Source organism: Cobetia sp. LC6 (assembly GCF_030264805.1).
Classification (GTDB): Bacteria; Pseudomonadota; Gammaproteobacteria; order Pseudomonadales; family Halomonadaceae; genus Cobetia.
In genome coordinates, this window is the sequence record NZ_JASSPL010000002.1 from 310,383 (window position 1) to 326,522 (window position 16,140).

Consider the following 16,140-nt stretch of genomic DNA (forward strand, 5'->3'; position numbering starts at 1 on the left):
TGACGCCTTTTTCGTCATCGATGGCGCGCACCGAACGTCAGTAGAAGAGAGTCCGCATGTTTGATCAGATCCTGTTTATCGTCTGGCGTGAAAGCGTCGAAGCCATTCTCGTCATCGGCATCATGCACGCCTGGCTGGTGCAGTCCGGCACCCGTGCGGGCCTGCGCTACCTGTGGGGCGGGGTCGTCGCCGGTCTGGTGCTGGCCGGCCTGATGGGGGCAGCGCTGATGGGTGCCGACACCTGGCTGACCGGCACCGCGCAGGAGGTCTTCCAGGCCGTACTGGTATTGACCGCCTGCCTGTTGATCACCCAGATGGTGCTGTGGATGCGCACCAAGGGGCGCACGCTCAAGGCAGAACTCGAGAGCGGCCTGGCCAGCGCCGTCTCCTCCGGCAGTTACTGGGGCGTGGCGACGCTGGTCGCCATCGCCGTGGCACGTGAAGGCGCGGAAACCGTCGTCTTCCTCTACGGCATGGGCGCCGCCAGCCTGCAGTCCGGCAGCATCGCCAGCTTCGCGCTCGCCGCAGGCCTCGGCTTCGCCCTCGCGGTGGCGACCTTCATGGCACTGCAGCTCGGTTCACGCCTGTTCTCGTGGAAGCTGTTCTTCCGCGTGACCGAAATCCTTTTGTTGTTGCTGGCGGCGTCGCTCTTGATGTCGGGCCTCGAACAGCTGATCGGCCTCGGCTATCTGCCGGCAGGCCTCGATCCGCTGTGGGATTCCAGCTGGCTGCTCGATGATGGCAGCGGCCTCGGCGGACTGCTGGCGACCTTCGCCGGCTATCGCGCCTGGCCTGCCGCGACGATGGTAGTCGGCTATCTCGGCTACTGGGTCATCGTCGCAAGCCTCATGAAGCGTCAGCGCAAGAGGGAGCGCGTCGACCAGCGCCGTCAGCTCACTGCCCGCGCGCGCAGCTGAGCCCTGTTCACGCGATCTGCCAGCCAGGAGAAACGACAGCCATGGCCAATTGCGGTTCCAGTCCCCACGGCGACATCGCCAACCTCATCGCCAGTGATGGCGGCACCTCGCCTGGCCGTCAGGCCACGCGCATCGCGCGCTTCGGTCAGGCGATGCAGCAGCGGCGCGGTCTGATCCAGCTGGTGCAATGGCTGGTGGTCGGCATCTATGCCTTTCTGCTGGTGGTGCCGGCCCTGTTGCCGCTGCCGGATTACCAGGCGCATATCCTCACCAACCTGACGGTGTTCGCCGAGTTCGTGTTCTGGGGGCTGTGGTGGCCTTTCGTGCTGATCAGCATGGTGCTGATGGGGCGCGTGTGGTGCGGTGTCTTCTGCCCCGAAGGCACCCTGACCGAAGCCGCCAGCCGCATCGGCCTCGGCCGACCGATTCCCGGCTGGATGCGCTGGGGCGGCTGGCCCTTCGTGGCCTTCCTCGGCACCACGCTCTATGGTCAGCTGGCCAGCGTCTATCAGTACCCGCTGGGCGCGCTGGTGGTACTGGGGGGCTCGACGGTGGCCGCGATCATCGTCGGGCTGATCTACGGCAAGGGCACGCGCGTCTGGTGCCGTCAGCTGTGTCCGGTGAATGGCGTCTTCAATCTGCTGGCGCGCCTGTCACCGACCCACTTCCGTACCGACCAGGCCCGCTGGAACGCCCACAATCAGGCTGTCCGCCAGGGCAACGCCGTACGCATGCATGCCCCTGACTGCGCGCCGCTGATTCCGCTCAAGCAGCTCGACAGCGCCGGTGACTGCCATGTCTGCGGACGCTGCAGCGGCTACAAGGACGCGATGCAACTGGAGTGGCGTGCGCCGGGGGTAGAGCTGGTCGAGCCGCCGCAGCCGGTGCGCTTCACCCACTACTCGGTGCTGGTGTTCGGCCTGCTCGGCATCGCCATCGGTGCCTTCAGCTGGAGCGCCAGCCCGTGGTTCGTCGCGCTCAAGCAGCAGCTGGCGGTCTGGCTGATCGAGCACGATCTGATGTGGCCGCTGACCACTACCCTGCCCACCTGGATCCTGACCAACTACCCCGAGCACAACGATGTCTTCAACCTGCTCGATGGCAGCCTGATCACGCTGTGGATCGTGGTCGGTGGCGGCCTGCTGGGCGCGCTCACCAGCCTGCCGCTGCTGCTGGGCAACTGGCTGATGGGGGGCAAGGCGACGCTGTCACGCCTGTGGCATCTCTCGCTGAGTCTGATTCCGCTGGGCGGGCTGGGCGTGTTTCTCGGCCTCTCCGCCACCACCATGACGCTGCTGCGCGGCGACGGCATCAATCTCAGCTGGGCCAATGATCTGCGCGCCACCCTGCTGGTGCTGGCCTGCCTGTGGGGGCTGCGGCTGGCCTGGCGCATTACCGGTGAGCAGTGCAACGGCGGCCTGCTCGCCGGCAACGCTGCACGGCTGGTCGGCACCGCGAGTGTCGCGCTGGCCTGCCTGCCCGCGCTGGGCATCTGGTATCTGATGTTCTGGGGCTGGTGACGCCCTGCTGGCTGAATGCTGGCTGACTGACAGAGGCTCATGGCCTGACACACCAAGGTTTGAAACACGAAAACCCGCCGATTGGCGGGTCTTCGTGTTTCAGCGACATGCGGCGTTTTCTCGAAGTTCGATCAAGGAGCCTTCAAGGCACCATCAGTGCGCTGGGCCCTGTTCGCCACTTTCGCTGGCATCCGCCTTGCTGGCAGGGTTTTCCGGTCGACGGAACAGGAAGGCCGCCACGCTGCCGAGCACATAGACCGCGCCCAGCCACAGGAAGATATTGTCGAAGGCCAGCACCTCGGCCTGGATGCTGATGCGCTGGGCGATCATCTGCACACCGGCCTGCCAGGGATCAGCCAGCCCCGCGAAGGTCGACTGGTAGCTTGCCAGCTGGTCGATCACCACCTGACGGCTCTGGTCGATGGCCCCGATCATCTGGTTCCAGTGATAGTCCTCACGCAGCTCACGGAGGGTGTCGATCAGCGCCAGCCCCACCGCGCCGCCCAGGTTGCGCATCACGTTGAACAGGCCACTGCCGTTGCCTATCTCGTGGGGCGCCAGACGCCCCATCGCCAGCCGGGAGACCGACAGCAGCACCATGATCTGGCCCGCGCCGCGGATCACCTGCGGCCAGAAGAAGTCATCGAAGCCCGAGTCCGAGGTCAGGTGCACGTTCATGCCGGTGCCGAGACCGGTCAGCACCAGGCCGATGCACAGCATCAGGCGCAGGTCGATGCGGTCGGAAAGCTTGCCCGCCACCGGCGCCATCAGGAACATCACCACGCCGCTGACGAACATCACCTGCCCGATCTGCACGCTGGAGAAGCCGGAGATCGAACCGAGAAACAGCGGCACCAGATAAACCAGCCCATAGAGCACCACGCCGATCCAGAAGCCGATGATCGCCCCCAGCCCGAAGTTGCGGTCCTTGAATACCCGCAGGTCGACGATGGGATTGCGGGTCGTCAGCACGCGCCAGAAGAAGCCGATCGCCGACGCCGTGCACACCACACTCCAGAACAGGATCAGCGAACTGGCGAACCAGTCATCGCCGGGCCCCTCCTCGAGCACGAATTCGAGGCTGCCGAGAAAGACCGCCATCAGCACCAGTCCCGGCGTATCCAGACGGCTGAGCAGGCCGCGGTCGCCGCTGTCGATCTCCAGATTGCGCCACACCAGTGTCGCCACGATGAGGCCCGGCACCAGGTTGACCAGGAACAGCCAATGCCAGCTCATGTATTCGGTGATGTAGCCGCCGACGGACGGCCCGATGGAGGGCGCCATGGTCGCCACCAGGCCGATCACCGCCTGGATGCTACCCATCATGCGCCGCGGGAAGATCGAGAAGCTGGCCGCCTGGGTCAGCGGAATCATCGCCCCGCCCATGAAGCCCTGGACCGCGCGCAGCACGATCAGGGCCTCCAGCGAGGTCGAGAGCGCACAGCCCAGACTCGCCAGCGTGAAGCCCAGCGCCGAGACGGTCAGTACCAGCCGCGTCGAGAAGATGCGGGCCAGCATGCCGGAGAGCGGTATCATCACGATCTCGGCGATCAGATAGCTGGTCTGCACCCAGGAGATCTGGTCCTGACTGGCGGCCAGGCCCGCCTGCAGCTCGTTGAGCGAGCTGGACACGATCTGGATATCCAGAATCGCCATGAACATGCCGAACACCGCGGCCACGAAGCCGATCTGCTGGCGGCGCGTCGGCATGTCACTGGCGGTGCCCGCGGGGGGCGGTCTCGGGGTCTGTCTCGGGGGCTGGGCCGAGGACTGGGTCGTCTCGGTCATGCTTACTGCGCTCCGCGATCAGCGCTGGCGACCTGCGCGGCATCGGGCGCGATGACGTCCCTGGAGAGGGTATCGACGGCATAGGTGCCGGTGTCCGGCAGTTCACGCGTATCGACACTGGGGATGACCGACAGGCCAGCACGCAGACGCGGCAGCGCATCCACAGGGCCGGTCAGGCGAATGCGCACCGGCACGCGCTGGACGATCTTGTTGAAGTTGCCGGTGGCGTTGTCGGTCGGCAGCAGGCTGAACTCGGTGCCGGTCGCCGGCGCCAGGCTATCCACCACGCCCTCGAACTCGATATCCGGGTAGGCATCCACCTCGAGACTGACCGGCTGACCGACGCGCATGCGCTCGGTCTGGGTTTCCTTGTAGTTGGCCACCACATAGGCGCTTTTCACCGGCACCAGCTGCATCAGGGTCAGCGAGGCGCTGGCCATGGTGCCCACCTCGACACTGCGATTGCCGACCACGCCATCCTGCGGCGCGTAGATCGAGGTCTTCTCCAGCTGGTGGCGCGCGTAGGCGAGATCCGCCGCCGCCGACACCACCTGGGCACGCGCCGACTCCAGCTGCGCCTTGTAGACCTCCAGCTGCTGACGCGCGGACGCCAGTGCAGCGTTCTGCTGCGCCACCTTGGCCTCGGCGGTGCGCAGGGTGACCTGATCATCTTCATAGGTCTGACGCGAGGCGTAGCTACGGCTCTCCAGACTCCTGGAGCGCTTGAGATGCAACGCCGCCTGATCGCGTTCGGCCTTGGCCGAGGCCAGCGCTGCCTTGGCTTCGTCGATCTTCGCGCCCTGCAGGTCCAGCTGACGCTCGGCCTGGACTTCCCCGGTGCGGGCGTTGTCCAGCGCGGCACTGGCCTGGTCCAGATTGGCCTTGGCATCTTCGTCATCCAGCTGCACCAGCAGCTGCCCATTCTTCACCGGCTGGTTGTCATGCACCAGCATGCGCGTCACCCGCGCGGTGATCTCGGAGCGCACCGCGACGCTGTCGGTACGCACATAGGCGTTGTCGGTCTCCTGCATGAAGCGCCCGACCTGCCACCATTCGACCCCCATCACTCCGCCAGCGATCACGCCCGCCACCACGATGAGTGCCACGACACCCTTGCCAGCCTTGTTCATTCGGTGACTCTCTCTTGCTGCCTGTCGGGGACAGGCGTGTAATCTGTCCGACGCTGCGGATGAGGCCGCCACGGCGCTTGCGAGCGCCCAGGCCACGGCAGTCATCTTGCATCGCCACAAAGTGTAATAAATACTACACTTACTTGAGGCAGCCCCGACAGTTTCGACAGACAGCGTCTCTCGTTCGCAATATCGCAACCTTGCCTGTTTCAGGCGGTTCCCGGATCACAGACAGGACACTCACATGACTGATTCGCCCTCATCAGAGAACGGCCCTGACTCGGGAAGCACCGTGACTCGCGCCTCACCGCGCGGGGAAGCACGCCGCAAACGCCAGCTGGAAGTCGCGCGTGAACACTTCCTCGAACACGGCTTTGCCGCGACAAGCATCAATGAGATCGCCCGGCAGGCTGGCGGATCACTGGCAACGCTGTATCGTAATTTCGGCAACAAGGACGGCCTGTTTCTGGCCGTGATGCAGCAGGAGGCGCAGACGGTGTGGTCGGTGATGGACCACGAAGCCAACGAGACACGCAGTGTCGAGGAAGCGCTGGAAGACTTCGGCATGGCGATGCTGGCGCTGGCCCTCGCGCCCGAGCTGATCCGCCTGTTCCGTGGCCTCGCCTTCGAGAGCGGCCGCAATCCGCAGCTCGGCAAGCTGTTCCTCGACAACGGCCCCAAGCTGACCCGACAACGCCTGGCAGGCTACCTGTCGCGTCAGGTCGCCCAGGGCCACCTGCCGCCCACCGGCCTCGGCCAGGAACCGCTGGCCGCCGCCAACCTGCTCACCGGCATGCTGCTCAACCCGTTGCATGTCGACGCCCTGCTCGGCTGCCCACCCGACACCGCAAGCCCCGAACAACTCCGCCCACATGTCAGACGCTGCGTGCGCGTCTTTCTGGCAGGTTTCGGTGCCTGAGGAACAAGCCATGAAAGAAAAACGGTGACACGCTCTTCGAGGGAGTATTGAAGAGGCGAAAAGAGAGGGGCGAGGATGAGCCAAGGCCCGGGCAGCACTGCCGGCTTCAGGGCGTGTGGGTGAACTTCTGCATCTTCTTGACCAGCGTCGACTGGTTGATTCCCAGTGATGCCGCCGCAGCGCGAGTGGTGCGGTGCTTCTCCAGGGCCTGCTCGATCAAGCGCCGCTCCAGAGCTTCGGTATGTTCCTTCAGCGTGCGCTCCGGTGTGCCATCCCCCGGGGCGGTCATCACGTCGGGTATCATCGAATCCTCCCACCCTGAACTGGCATGCGCCGCAAGATACTCTGCCGGCAGGACATCGGATGTGATCACTTCGCCGCTGGTGGTCACCACGAGGCGCTCCACCAGATTGATCAACTCACGGATATTACCGGGCCATGCATGGCCGCCCAATAGCTCGAGCACTTCAGGATCAAGGCGCCGGACCAGAGCATGACGCTGACAGAAATGGCGGAGATAATGCTGCAGCAGCGGAATCACTTCGCTGCGCCGCTCACGCAATGGTGGCAGCGTGATGGGCACGACACTCAGGCGATAGTAGAGGTCTTCCCGGAAGCACCCCTCCTTCACCCGAGCAGCCAGATCATGATGCGAGGCGGTCAGCAGACGGACGTTGGTGTGCCGAAGCTCTGTCCCGCCGACAGGCATGAAACGCTGCTCCTCGACGACCTTCAACAACTTGGCCTGCAATGACAGCGGCAGATCACCGATCTCGTCCAGGAAGAGCGTGCCACCATTGGCGACGTCCAGAAGCCCCTGCTTGCCACGTGCGTTTGCCCCGGTGAAGGCGCCGGGCGCATAGCCGAACAGCTCAGCTTCCAGCAGCCCTTCCGGCAATGCAGCACAGTTGAGCTCAAGGAATACCCCCTCGGCACGCGTGCTGTGCTCGTGAAGATAGCGGGCCAGCAGCGTCTTGCCCGTGCCCGTCTCGCCCTGGATCAGCACCTTCACATCAGTGGCAGCCACGCGTTCCGCCAACGCGAAACAGTCGGCAGTGGCGTCACTGGTCACCAGTTCCAGCGACTGTTCATCCGTCCCGGAGCTGACGCTGTAGGTGTCATGCAGGGAGTGCAGTTGACGCAGCTGCTCCTGCGCATGCTTGGCGCGCAGCAGCTCGGTGATATCGCGCACGCTGGTGACCACGTGGCTCAAGGTCCCGTCGTGGGCCAGCATCGGCAGGCCGCTGACCAGAATCTTGCGGCCATCGCGCAGACTCTGCACGAGGGTGACGGGCTTGCCGTCACGGATGACCTCCAATGACACCGACTTGGAGATATACCCTCGGCGCACCAGCTCCTGCATATGATGCCCCAGCACGTCACTGCGCTTGAGCCCGGTAATACGCTCATAGGCCTGATTGATGGCGACGGTCACGCCGCGCCCATCGGTGATGTAGACACCGTCATGCAGGGCATCCAGCAGACGCTGGGTCGGCACCTGAGCCAGCAGATCAGACGCCGGACCGGCGCCAGCCTCCGTGGCATTCCTCCCGGTGGCGCTGCCCCGCTGCCTGGAGAGCGCGAGGCGTTCCTTGAGTTCCGCGGCGGACTCCACCTCCTGACGCGTCAAGACACCGATCACCTCACCACGTGTATCGATGACCTTGACGGCCTCCAATGATTGGCGCTCCAGCATCGCCAACGCTGCTTCCAGCCTGAGATCCTGCTCCACGTTCTGCATTGACGACTCCCCCGGCAGAAACCCCCGCGCACTCAGGCGGCGGGGGGACATGGGGTCACGATACGTCAATGCGAGGACGTCGGGGAGTCTGTCGAGGCGGCACCTGTCGAGGACAGGCTTGCCGTCTTGCTGTCGGCCGGCGCGATATCCGACTTGCCGATATCACGACTGAAGGTCTCATCGATCTCGCCGGAGAAGAAGCGCTTGCCGTAGATCAGCAGGCACAGCGCAATGCCGATCCCGAAGGCCCAGGCAGCCCCCTTGATGACCAGTACGGCAGCGATCACCCCGGCAATGCCCAGGTCGCGCTGACTACGCGCTTCCAGAATGCCCAATCGCACGCTGACATAGCCCTGGATCAACAACGTCAGCGCCAATGCTATCCCCAGGATGGGCTGGACCAGACTGACGATGGGCAACAGCAGTAGCCCGGTATTGGTACCCCAGCGGAATGAGCCCGAGCCGCCGAACAGCGAATGCATCGCCTGCTTGCCTTCCTTGTAGCGTTCGACCACCACCACCTGCATGGCAGCCCACAGCGGGCCACACATGGTGACGTCCGGGCCGAAGAGACTCATCAGGGTATTGCGCCCGCCGAAGATCATGTGCGCACGGTTGGCGTTGTAGTCGATCTTCTCGTCGGGGCGCGATTCATCAGCCTCCTCGACCAGTGCCTTGGACTGCAGAACATCGCCGAACAGCACGATATAGGCAGCCAGCACGGTCGGCAGCGCCGTCAGGAACATCGCCAGCGGCGGCAAGCCGACACCGAAGACAGTGTACTGGCTGAACATGGTCACGAAATCAGGTTGGCTGAAGCCCCACTGCACATCCGGCCATGCGGCCTCGCCCACCAGCGGAGCAACGACGATCGCCAGCAGGATGATCGGGAAGATGCCCAGCTTGCCGAGATTGCTCCAGAACGGATTCGTGGTCTTCAGCTTGGCGAAATGACGCGAGAAGATGATGTAGAACGCCAGACCCACCGCGATGCTGATGGTGATGGGATAGGTGTCGAAGCGCCCGCCTTCCTTGAAGACCACGCTGATTGCGGCCAACCCAGCCCCCATGATGATGCCAGCCTTGATCGCCGAGGGGATCATGTTGACCACCTTGCTGGCCAGCCCCGTTCGCCCGAGCACGATGGCCAGTATCCCGAGCATCAGCTGGAAGGCGATCAAGGCATGCACCCGCGTCTCCCCCTCCGGGAAGGTCGCCACATAGGCCATCAACAGTGGAATGGCCGGTGTGATCCAGCCGGGGATGACCGGGTCGCCCAGCAGGTGGTGAACCAGATACAGCAGACCATTGAGCATCACGATGGCCAGTGCGGCCTCGAACGGCATGCCCAGGAGCTCCGTCATCAACGGGATGGCGGCGAGATCCACCGCGCACATCAACAACCCTTGCAGGTAGTCGGGCAGTTCGAAACGGTAGTGCAGGAAGGGAAGACGGATCTTGAAGGGCCCCAGCGCGAAGTAGGGGCTTTCCTCACCGGGCTGGCGGGTTTTCCAGTGACTCATGATGGCGTTCCTGTTGTTATCGTTATGCATCTGCACCCTTGGTGGAGATGGTGTTCAGAAAGAAGATTCAGCGCTTCAGTAGGCCGCGCGATAGATACTCTCGATATCGGCCTGGCTGAGCTGACGTGGATTGTTGCGCAGCAGGCGTTCGACCTTGAAGGCATCTGCCGCAAGAGAGGGAATGTCCTCTTCGGGGATGTCGAAATGACGCAGGCCGCCGGGGATGTCCACATCACGACATAGCGTATGCAGTCGCTCGACGACCAGTTCGGCAGTCGCTTCATCCTTGAGCTTGCGATGTGGGGTATCGAGGGCCTCCGCAATGTCCCGGAAGCGCTCGACACAAGCCAGTGCATTCCAGCGCATCACGTGGGGCAACAGCAGTGCATTGGTTACCCCATGTGGCAGGTGGTAGCGCCCTCCCAGCGGATAGGCCAGGGCGTGCACCGCCCCGACACCGGCATTGCCGAATGCCATCCCGGCCAGCAGACTGCCGGTCGCCATGTCTTCACGCGCCTTGAGGTCGGCAGGATTGGCATAGGCCTTGGGCAAGGCCTTGATGATCAGGCGCATGGCCTTGATGGCCAGTGCATCAGTGATCGGCGTGGCGAAATTGGAAAGATAGGCTTCGATGGCGTGGACGAGCGCATCGACACCGCTGGCAGCAGTGACATGACGGGGGCAGCTCACCGTCAGCTCCGGGGCAACGATGGCGACATCCGGCAGCAAGTAATCATTGACGATGCCTTTCTTCATCCTCGCTTCGGTATCAGACAGGATTCCGATGTTGGTCACCTCGGACCCGGTGCCTGATGTCGTCGGCATGGCGACAAGTGGTGCACCGCGGACACGCGCCTTGTTCTCGCCAAACAGACTCTCGAGGTCACCATCATGGGTCGCATACACCGCCACGCACTTGGCGATATCCATCGCACTGCCACCCCCTACCGCGATCAGGCCATCGCAGCCTCCCTCGCGGTAGCTGCTCATGCAGTCCTCGACGATATGCACTTCAGGCTCGGCGCTGACATCACTGAAGATGCGATAGTCCGTCAGGTGTCCTCTGGCCTTGAGGTCATCCAACTGAGCCTTGATCGGCTCCAGTGTTCCGGACCCCAGTACACCAGGGTCGGTGACCAGCATCGGCGAATGCATGCCCAGTCGCACGACCTCCTCGGCAAGGCGGGTCGAGGCTTGTTGCCCGGTGATCAGACGATTGGCAGATTTGAAGCTGGCGATACTCATGGCGATATCCTTTGGTGAGTGACGAGATGAATCCGCTGACCGCGTCTCTTGTCACTGTGGATAGCAAGCGCCATGCCAGCTCCATTCGCCTTACAACCTGCTGATATTGCTGGCATTATTTTCAGACCCCCTCCCAAGGTCGCTACGCCGATGGTCTAGAGGTGATTCCATATCGCATCAAATCAGCGCCAATTTGATTCCCTATGCAATCAGGGCGATGCCTTCACGCTGTGCAGCCGGCGTGGATGCCCATACAGGTAAGTATGCGAGTGACCAGAAGTGCACTCCGAAGAAAGCACACGAAAACGCCGAATCGACTGACTCGGCGTTTTCGTGTGCAGGCGTGAACAGGCACGCGCAGGAGAGATACCTGGCAGGAAACCAGCGATGGCCGCCAGGCGAGTGACCTCAGGCGGGTCTGGGCTGGCGCAGGCGCGCCAACCACCCGCCGCTGCGGGCCTGGGCGCGCACGCCAGGGAAGTTGAGTTCGACCTGGCGCAGACACAGGGTCAGCAGGATGGTCAGCACGAGATAGATGGCGCCAATGAACAGCAGCGGTTCGTAGGTGAGGAAGTTCTCGTCGCGAATGATGTTGGCGACCTGCAGCAGGTCCATCATGGCGATCGTCGAGACCAGCGGCACGGACTTGAGCAGCAGGATCATTTCGCCGGTCAGGGTCGGCAGGCACAGCTGGATGGCGCGCGGCAGCCACAGGCGACTGAAGACCTGGAACGGCCCCATGCCGAAGGCGCGCCCCGCTTCCCGCTCGCCCGGCGGCACGCTGAGCAGCGCCCCGCGCAGCACCTCACCGGTGTAGGCGCCCACCGAGAGGGTGAAGGTCAGGGTGGCGTAGAAGAACGGATCACGCAGGATTCCCCAGAACATGCTCTCGCGAATACCGGGAATGCCTTCCAGCAGCCGGCCGATGCCGTAATAGAAGAAGAACAGCTGCACCAGCAGCGGCGTACCACGCATCACGATGGAGACGCCGCTGGCCAGCCAGGCAAGAGGCCTGGGACCCTTGATGCGCGCCATCGCCATGCCGACCGCCAGCGTGAAGCCGAGCACGGCCGATACCACCAGCAGTACCAGGGTGTTGATCAGCCCCGTCCACAGCGACTCCTGATAGTAGGGGTCCGATAACCAGCTGAAATCCATGTCACGCCTCCTGGGCTGAAATATCGGGCTCGCCGCGGCGCACGTAGCGTTCCAGACGACTGAACGCGGCGCTCGAGGTCAGGGTCATCAGCAGATAAAGCAGCCCCGCCACGCTGTAGAACAGGAAATAGGCGCGCGAGCTGGCGGCCGCCTGCTGCACGGTGAAGAACAGCTCGCTGAAGCCGATGACGCTGATCAGGGCGGTGTCCTTGATCAGGATCAGCCACAGGTTGGACATGCCCGGCAGTGCATTGGGCAACATGCCCGGCAGCGTGATGTAGCGAAAGCGCGCCATGGGCGAGAAGCCGTAGGCATCGGCCGCTTCCAGCTGACCCTTGGGGATGGCCAGGATGGCGCCGCGGAAGACTTCGGTCATGTAGGCGCCCTGCACGAAGGCCAGTACACCGACGGCAGTGACGAAGCCGCTGATCTCGACCTTGCCCGCGACACCCAGCGCATTCATCAGGGCGGTAAGCGCCTGGGAGCCGCCGTAATACAGCAGGATGATCAACAGCAACTCCGGCACCGCGCGCACGGCCGTCGAATAGCTGGTGGCCAGCGCGCGCAGCGGCGCCCAGGGGCTGAGTCGTGATGCCGCCCCCACCAGTCCGAGCAGCAAGCCGATGGCATAGGCGGCGAAGGCGATCTGCAGAGTGGTGACAGCACCGGCGAGTATCGGGGCCGCCCAATCGGCGAGCCCTTCCTGGGCGAACTGGGACATGATCAGCGTCCTTCTCGTATCAAGAGGAAATGGCGGCTGCGATACGCGAGGCGTGCTGACCGGGCGATCTCGGCCGTTCGGCCAGCACGCGCAGGATCAGCCCAGGCAGACGTCGGTATCGAAGTACTTGTTCGAGAGCGCCGTGCAGGTGCCGTCCGCGTAGACCTGGTGGATGGCGCCATCGAGTGCCTCTTTCAGCGCGCCATCTTCCTTGCGTACCCCGATACCGGCCCCGATGCCGTAGGCCTCGTGCTGAGGCGTGGTCGCCTTGATCTCGAAGTTGCTGGCCTCGTCACGCTTGACCAGTGCGCTCATGGCGATCTCGTCGGCCAGAATCACGTCCACGCGCCCGGACAGCAGGTCACTGTTGACCTGCTCCTGCTGATCATAGAGACGCACATCGACGCCGGTGCTGCGCAGCGCTCTACGGGCGAAGTTGGCATGGGTGGTCGCCGCCTGGGTACCGAGAATCTTGCCGTCGAGGCCGTCCGGAATCTCGAGCTCGAGATCCTTGGCGGCCACGTAGGCACCCGGCGAGTTGTAGTAGGGGATGCTGAAGTCGATGACCTTCTCGCGGGCCTTGGTGATGGTCATCGAATTCATGATCATGTCGATGCGACCGGCCTTCAGCGAAGGAATGATGCCGCTCCAGCCGGTCGGGGTGATCTCGCATTCACGCTGCATGGCGTCACAGATCGCCTCGGCCAGCTCGACCTCGAAGCCGGTCCACTCACCGCTGGCAGAGGTGTAGGTAAAGGGCGGGTAAGGTTCGGCGGAGATACCGACCTTGAGGGTGTCGGCGGCATGCACCTGAGCGGCGCCCAGCGTCAGTCCCCCCATCATCAATGCACCGGCCAGCTTGCGCAGCGCAGAGGTGGAAGCAGAAGTGGAAACAGAAGTGGAAACAGAGTCAGAACGCGTCCCGCGTGCGGTCAGTGAAGGGGTATTGGCAGCGAATCCAGCGTCGTTCATCAAGGTCATCAGGCCATCTCCTGGCTGTTGTTGTGGGTCCATCTACGTCATGGCGGGGAGGTCCATGACGGGGTGTTGCAGGCGGGCTCAGGCCGCCGGTGCAATGAAGCGGCGGCAGCGCTCGTGCTCGGTCTGCTCGAAGACCTCCTCGGGACTTCCGGCCACGCCTACCCTGCCCTCATCGAGAAACACGATCTGATCGGAGACTTCTCTGGCGAAGGCCATCTCGTGGGTCACCATCAGCATGGTGCGGCCCTCATCGGCGAGGCTGCGGATGACGCCGAGCACTTCACTGACCCGCTCCGGGTCCAGCGCCGAGGTCGGTTCATCGAAGAGCAGCACGCGCGGCTCCATCGCCAGCGCACGCGCAATCGCGACCCGCTGCTGCTGGCCGCCGGAGAGAAAGGCCGGATAGCTGTCGGCGCGTTCCAGCATGCCGACACGCTCCAGATAGTGCTCCGCGATGCGTGTCGCCTCGCGGCGTGACATGCCCTTCACGCGCATCGGCGCCTCGGTGACATTGCCGAGCACGGTCAGGTGCGGCCACAGATTGAACTGCTGGAAGACCATGGTGACCTTGGAGCGCAGGCGCTGGATCTGACGACGATCCAGCCCGATGAGGCCGCCGCGGCTGTCGCGGTCGAAGCGCACATGCTCATCGGCGATCGACAGCTCGCCCCGGTCGGGGCGCTCGAGCAGGTTCATGCAGCGCAGCAAGGTGCTCTTGCCGGAGCCACTGGCGCCGATGATGGTGGTGACGGTGCCTTCCTTCACGCGCAATGACACGTCGTGCAGCACCGCCAGATCACCGTAGTGCTTGACGATGTTGCTGGCTTCGACGACGACCCGATTCGAGGCAGCACGCGCGGGTCTTGCCTGGCCGTCCGGGCGCGCCTGCTGAGGCTGGGAGATGCCTTCACTGTCTGCATTCATCGAGCGGGTCATGGGAGATACGTTCGAGGGCGAGATAGTCATGAGCGACTCACAAGTGGGTGGCTGTGGCTGGCGTGAAATGAGCAATCGTGCGGCCGATAGCGGCGTGACGCACCCTGCTGGTGCAGAGTGATGCTGCCGAGCCTGACGGATGATGCGCGGATGACGCCTCTCTTGCCGCCACGGGCCACGGTGGGCTGTGCAACCGGCGATCGAGCTGCAATCGAGCGAACGACTATTGATACACTTGTATAGCAAGAGACGTTCCACATTGCGACTTTCCACGCCAGGGGCACGGCAAGCAGGGTCGTGATTCACGGATTGCACGCCTTGGACGCAACAAGACCTGGGCGAGAGCCATCCCTCGGCTCCCGCCCAGGCCGTCAAGGTGGCAGCAAGGCTACGTCAGCCTTGCAGGCTGGCCTTCACGGCAGCCAGGGCATCCTCGCCATCGCGTGTAGTCACGCCAGCGAGAAACTCCGCCAGCCGATCTGGATTGGCGACAAGCCAGTCGTGCGCCACCTCATCGAGGTCACGCTCCTTGAGGCTGTAGTCGAGGATGAAGGCACTCTGCTCTTCGGAGCTGAAGACCAGCTGATCGAGGAAGCGAGCGAGGTTGGGGTTGGCTTCGGCGTAGGCGGTGCGCACCACGGTCTTGACGTCACTGGCGCCATTGTCGGGGCCGAACACCGACTCAGGATCTTCCAGGATGTGGGTGTCGAATTCCGGCACCATCCAGTGCGGTGTCCAGCCGTAGAAGGCGATCCAGCGTTGCTCGCGCTGAGCGGCACGCACCTCACTTAGCATGCCGGGCGTCGAGGACTCCATCGCATCCCAGTCGCCCAGGCCATAGACATCATCGTCGATGGCTCCATTGAGCATGTCGCTGACGGTGGAGCCGCTTTCGATGGAGTAGACGGTCTCGTCGAATCGCTCGGCGTGGGCGGCAAGGTCCGCAGCGCTGTGGATGCCGGCCTCGTAGACATAGCCCGGCACCGCGAAGCCCATGCGGGCGCCGGTGACGTTGTTGCCGAGATCGGTGATCGCGCCGGCGGCCATGGCCGCGTCATAACTGTCCTTCTGAGCAGGCAGCCAGCCAGCGAGGAAGGCGTCACTGTCGCCGGTGGTCAGGGTGTTGTAGCCGACGGTGGAGCTGACCTCCTGTCGCTCCACGTCGTAACCCAGCGGGGCGAGAATCTGGGCGACGATCTCGCTCTTGACGGTGACGCCGGGCCAGGGCGGCACGATCAGCGTCAGCTCGTCATCCTTGTCCTGGGCGGGGGTTGCCAGGCTTGCCGTACTGAGCAACAGGGTCGCGAGGGCAAGCAGGCCACGGCGGGCGCCGTGCTTCGTCGTACATGTCAGGGGGTACGGGGTGGTGGTCATCGTGTCTGTCCTTGTCGGTTCCGGTCGCGCCGGGCCTTGTTGTTGTCGGGGCTGAAAGGTTTCGTGGATGGCGGTCGTCGTGCGTGTCCATCGCTCGCGGCGCTGTCATGGTCGGGTGCTTGCGTCTCCTCCGCCCTGCCGCCCCGCTGGCTGCGTCGCAAGAGATTGCTTCAAGAGAGTTCTATCC

The 16,140-nt window shown here is 63.8% G+C and carries 13 protein-coding genes; 3 read left to right on the top strand and 10 right to left on the bottom strand.

What is annotated here, in order from left to right; genetic code table 11:
• Positions 1-56 precede the first annotated feature (56 nt).
• Both QQF40_RS04655 and QQF40_RS04660 read left to right on the top strand, forming a co-directional pair.
• A complete protein-coding gene (locus tag QQF40_RS04655; protein ID WP_175090055.1) occupies positions 57-917 on the top strand; it encodes an FTR1 family iron permease in 861 nt (286 codons plus the stop codon).
• A 41-nt stretch (positions 918-958) separates the two neighbouring features.
• A complete protein-coding gene (locus QQF40_RS04660) occupies positions 959-2,437 on the top strand; it encodes a 4Fe-4S binding protein (RefSeq protein ID WP_175090056.1) in 1,479 nt (492 codons plus the stop codon).
• A gap of 153 nt (positions 2,438-2,590) precedes the next feature.
• On the opposite strand, the gene QQF40_RS04665 is transcribed toward QQF40_RS04660, so the two are convergent.
• Positions 2,591-4,225, bottom strand: coding sequence for a DHA2 family efflux MFS transporter permease subunit (locus QQF40_RS04665; RefSeq protein ID WP_285460585.1), 1,635 nt, complete (start codon positions 4,223-4,225; stop codon positions 2,591-2,593).
• Positions 4,226-4,227: 2 nt separating this feature from the next.
• Positions 4,228-5,355: an HlyD family secretion protein gene (locus tag QQF40_RS04670; protein ID WP_285460586.1), complete on the bottom strand. Its 1,128-nt coding sequence runs from the start codon at positions 5,353-5,355 to the stop codon at positions 4,228-4,230.
• A 244-nt stretch (positions 5,356-5,599) separates the two neighbouring features.
• Here QQF40_RS04670 and QQF40_RS04675 point away from each other — a divergent pair, with 244 nt between their 5' ends.
• Positions 5,600-6,274: a TetR/AcrR family transcriptional regulator gene (locus QQF40_RS04675; RefSeq protein WP_175090058.1), complete on the top strand. Its 675-nt coding sequence runs from the start codon at positions 5,600-5,602 to the stop codon at positions 6,272-6,274.
• Positions 6,275-6,380: 106 nt separating this feature from the next.
• On the opposite strand, the gene QQF40_RS04680 is transcribed toward QQF40_RS04675, so the two are convergent.
• The 8 genes from QQF40_RS04680 to QQF40_RS04715 all read right to left on the bottom strand — a co-directional run bounded on the left by QQF40_RS04680 (position 6,381) and on the right by QQF40_RS04715 (position 15,953).
• Positions 6,381-8,015: a sigma 54-interacting transcriptional regulator gene (locus tag QQF40_RS04680; protein ID WP_285460587.1), complete on the bottom strand. Its 1,635-nt coding sequence runs from the start codon at positions 8,013-8,015 to the stop codon at positions 6,381-6,383.
• A 65-nt stretch (positions 8,016-8,080) separates the two neighbouring features.
• Positions 8,081-9,538, bottom strand: a complete 1,458-nt coding sequence (locus QQF40_RS04685) for a hypothetical protein (RefSeq protein WP_285460588.1) — start codon at positions 9,536-9,538, stop codon at positions 8,081-8,083.
• A gap of 75 nt (positions 9,539-9,613) precedes the next feature.
• Positions 9,614-10,783 (bottom strand): iron-containing alcohol dehydrogenase, encoded by a 1,170-nt coding sequence (locus QQF40_RS04690; protein WP_175090061.1) that lies wholly within the window; start codon positions 10,781-10,783, stop codon positions 9,614-9,616.
• A gap of 408 nt (positions 10,784-11,191) precedes the next feature.
• The gene (locus QQF40_RS04695; RefSeq protein ID WP_285460589.1) at positions 11,192-11,941 is read right to left on the bottom strand and encodes an ABC transporter permease; all 750 of its coding nucleotides are present in this window, start codon (positions 11,939-11,941) and stop codon (positions 11,192-11,194) included.
• Between the two features lies 1 nt (position 11,942).
• Entirely contained in the window at positions 11,943-12,662 is a 720-nt protein-coding gene (locus tag QQF40_RS04700; protein WP_043333243.1) for an ABC transporter permease, read from the bottom strand.
• Positions 12,663-12,758: 96 nt separating this feature from the next.
• On the bottom strand, positions 12,759-13,643 hold the full coding sequence (locus QQF40_RS04705; RefSeq protein WP_285460590.1) for a transporter substrate-binding domain-containing protein: 885 nt from the start codon (positions 13,641-13,643) through the stop codon (positions 12,759-12,761).
• A gap of 78 nt (positions 13,644-13,721) precedes the next feature.
• Positions 13,722-14,567, bottom strand: coding sequence for an amino acid ABC transporter ATP-binding protein (locus tag QQF40_RS04710; protein ID WP_175090085.1), 846 nt, complete (start codon positions 14,565-14,567; stop codon positions 13,722-13,724).
• A gap of 405 nt (positions 14,568-14,972) precedes the next feature.
• Positions 14,973-15,953, bottom strand: coding sequence for an ABC transporter substrate-binding protein (locus QQF40_RS04715; protein WP_175090063.1), 981 nt, complete (start codon positions 15,951-15,953; stop codon positions 14,973-14,975).
• Between the last annotated feature and the right edge of the window lie 187 nt (positions 15,954-16,140).

What these genes read in the sequence shown, in the direction of transcription:
- QQF40_RS04665 (WP_285460585.1), bottom strand. Translation starts at nt 4,225, where the DNA reads ATGACCGAGACGACCCAGTCCTCGGCCCAGCCCCCGAGACAGACCCCG.
- QQF40_RS04660 (WP_175090056.1), top strand. Translation starts at nt 959, where the DNA reads ATGGCCAATTGCGGTTCCAGTCCCCACGGCGACATCGCCAACCTCATC.
- QQF40_RS04700 (WP_043333243.1), bottom strand. Translation starts at nt 12,662, where the DNA reads ATGTCCCAGTTCGCCCAGGAAGGGCTCGCCGATTGGGCGGCCCCGATA.
- QQF40_RS04675 (WP_175090058.1), top strand. Translation starts at nt 5,600, where the DNA reads ATGACTGATTCGCCCTCATCAGAGAACGGCCCTGACTCGGGAAGCACC.
- QQF40_RS04655 (WP_175090055.1), top strand. Translation starts at nt 57, where the DNA reads ATGTTTGATCAGATCCTGTTTATCGTCTGGCGTGAAAGCGTCGAAGCC.
- QQF40_RS04685 (WP_285460588.1), bottom strand. Translation starts at nt 9,538, where the DNA reads ATGAGTCACTGGAAAACCCGCCAGCCCGGTGAGGAAAGCCCCTACTTC.
- QQF40_RS04710 (WP_175090085.1), bottom strand. Translation starts at nt 14,567, where the DNA reads ATGAATGCAGACAGTGAAGGCATCTCCCAGCCTCAGCAGGCGCGCCCG.
- QQF40_RS04695 (WP_285460589.1), bottom strand. Translation starts at nt 11,941, where the DNA reads ATGGATTTCAGCTGGTTATCGGACCCCTACTATCAGGAGTCGCTGTGG.
- QQF40_RS04715 (WP_175090063.1), bottom strand. Translation starts at nt 15,953, where the DNA reads ATGACCACCACCCCGTACCCCCTGACATGTACGACGAAGCACGGCGCC.
- QQF40_RS04680 (WP_285460587.1), bottom strand. Translation starts at nt 8,015, where the DNA reads ATGCAGAACGTGGAGCAGGATCTCAGGCTGGAAGCAGCGTTGGCGATG.
- QQF40_RS04705 (WP_285460590.1), bottom strand. Translation starts at nt 13,643, where the DNA reads ATGACCTTGATGAACGACGCTGGATTCGCTGCCAATACCCCTTCACTG.
- QQF40_RS04690 (WP_175090061.1), bottom strand. Translation starts at nt 10,783, where the DNA reads ATGAGTATCGCCAGCTTCAAATCTGCCAATCGTCTGATCACCGGGCAA.
- QQF40_RS04670 (WP_285460586.1), bottom strand. Translation starts at nt 5,355, where the DNA reads ATGAACAAGGCTGGCAAGGGTGTCGTGGCACTCATCGTGGTGGCGGGC.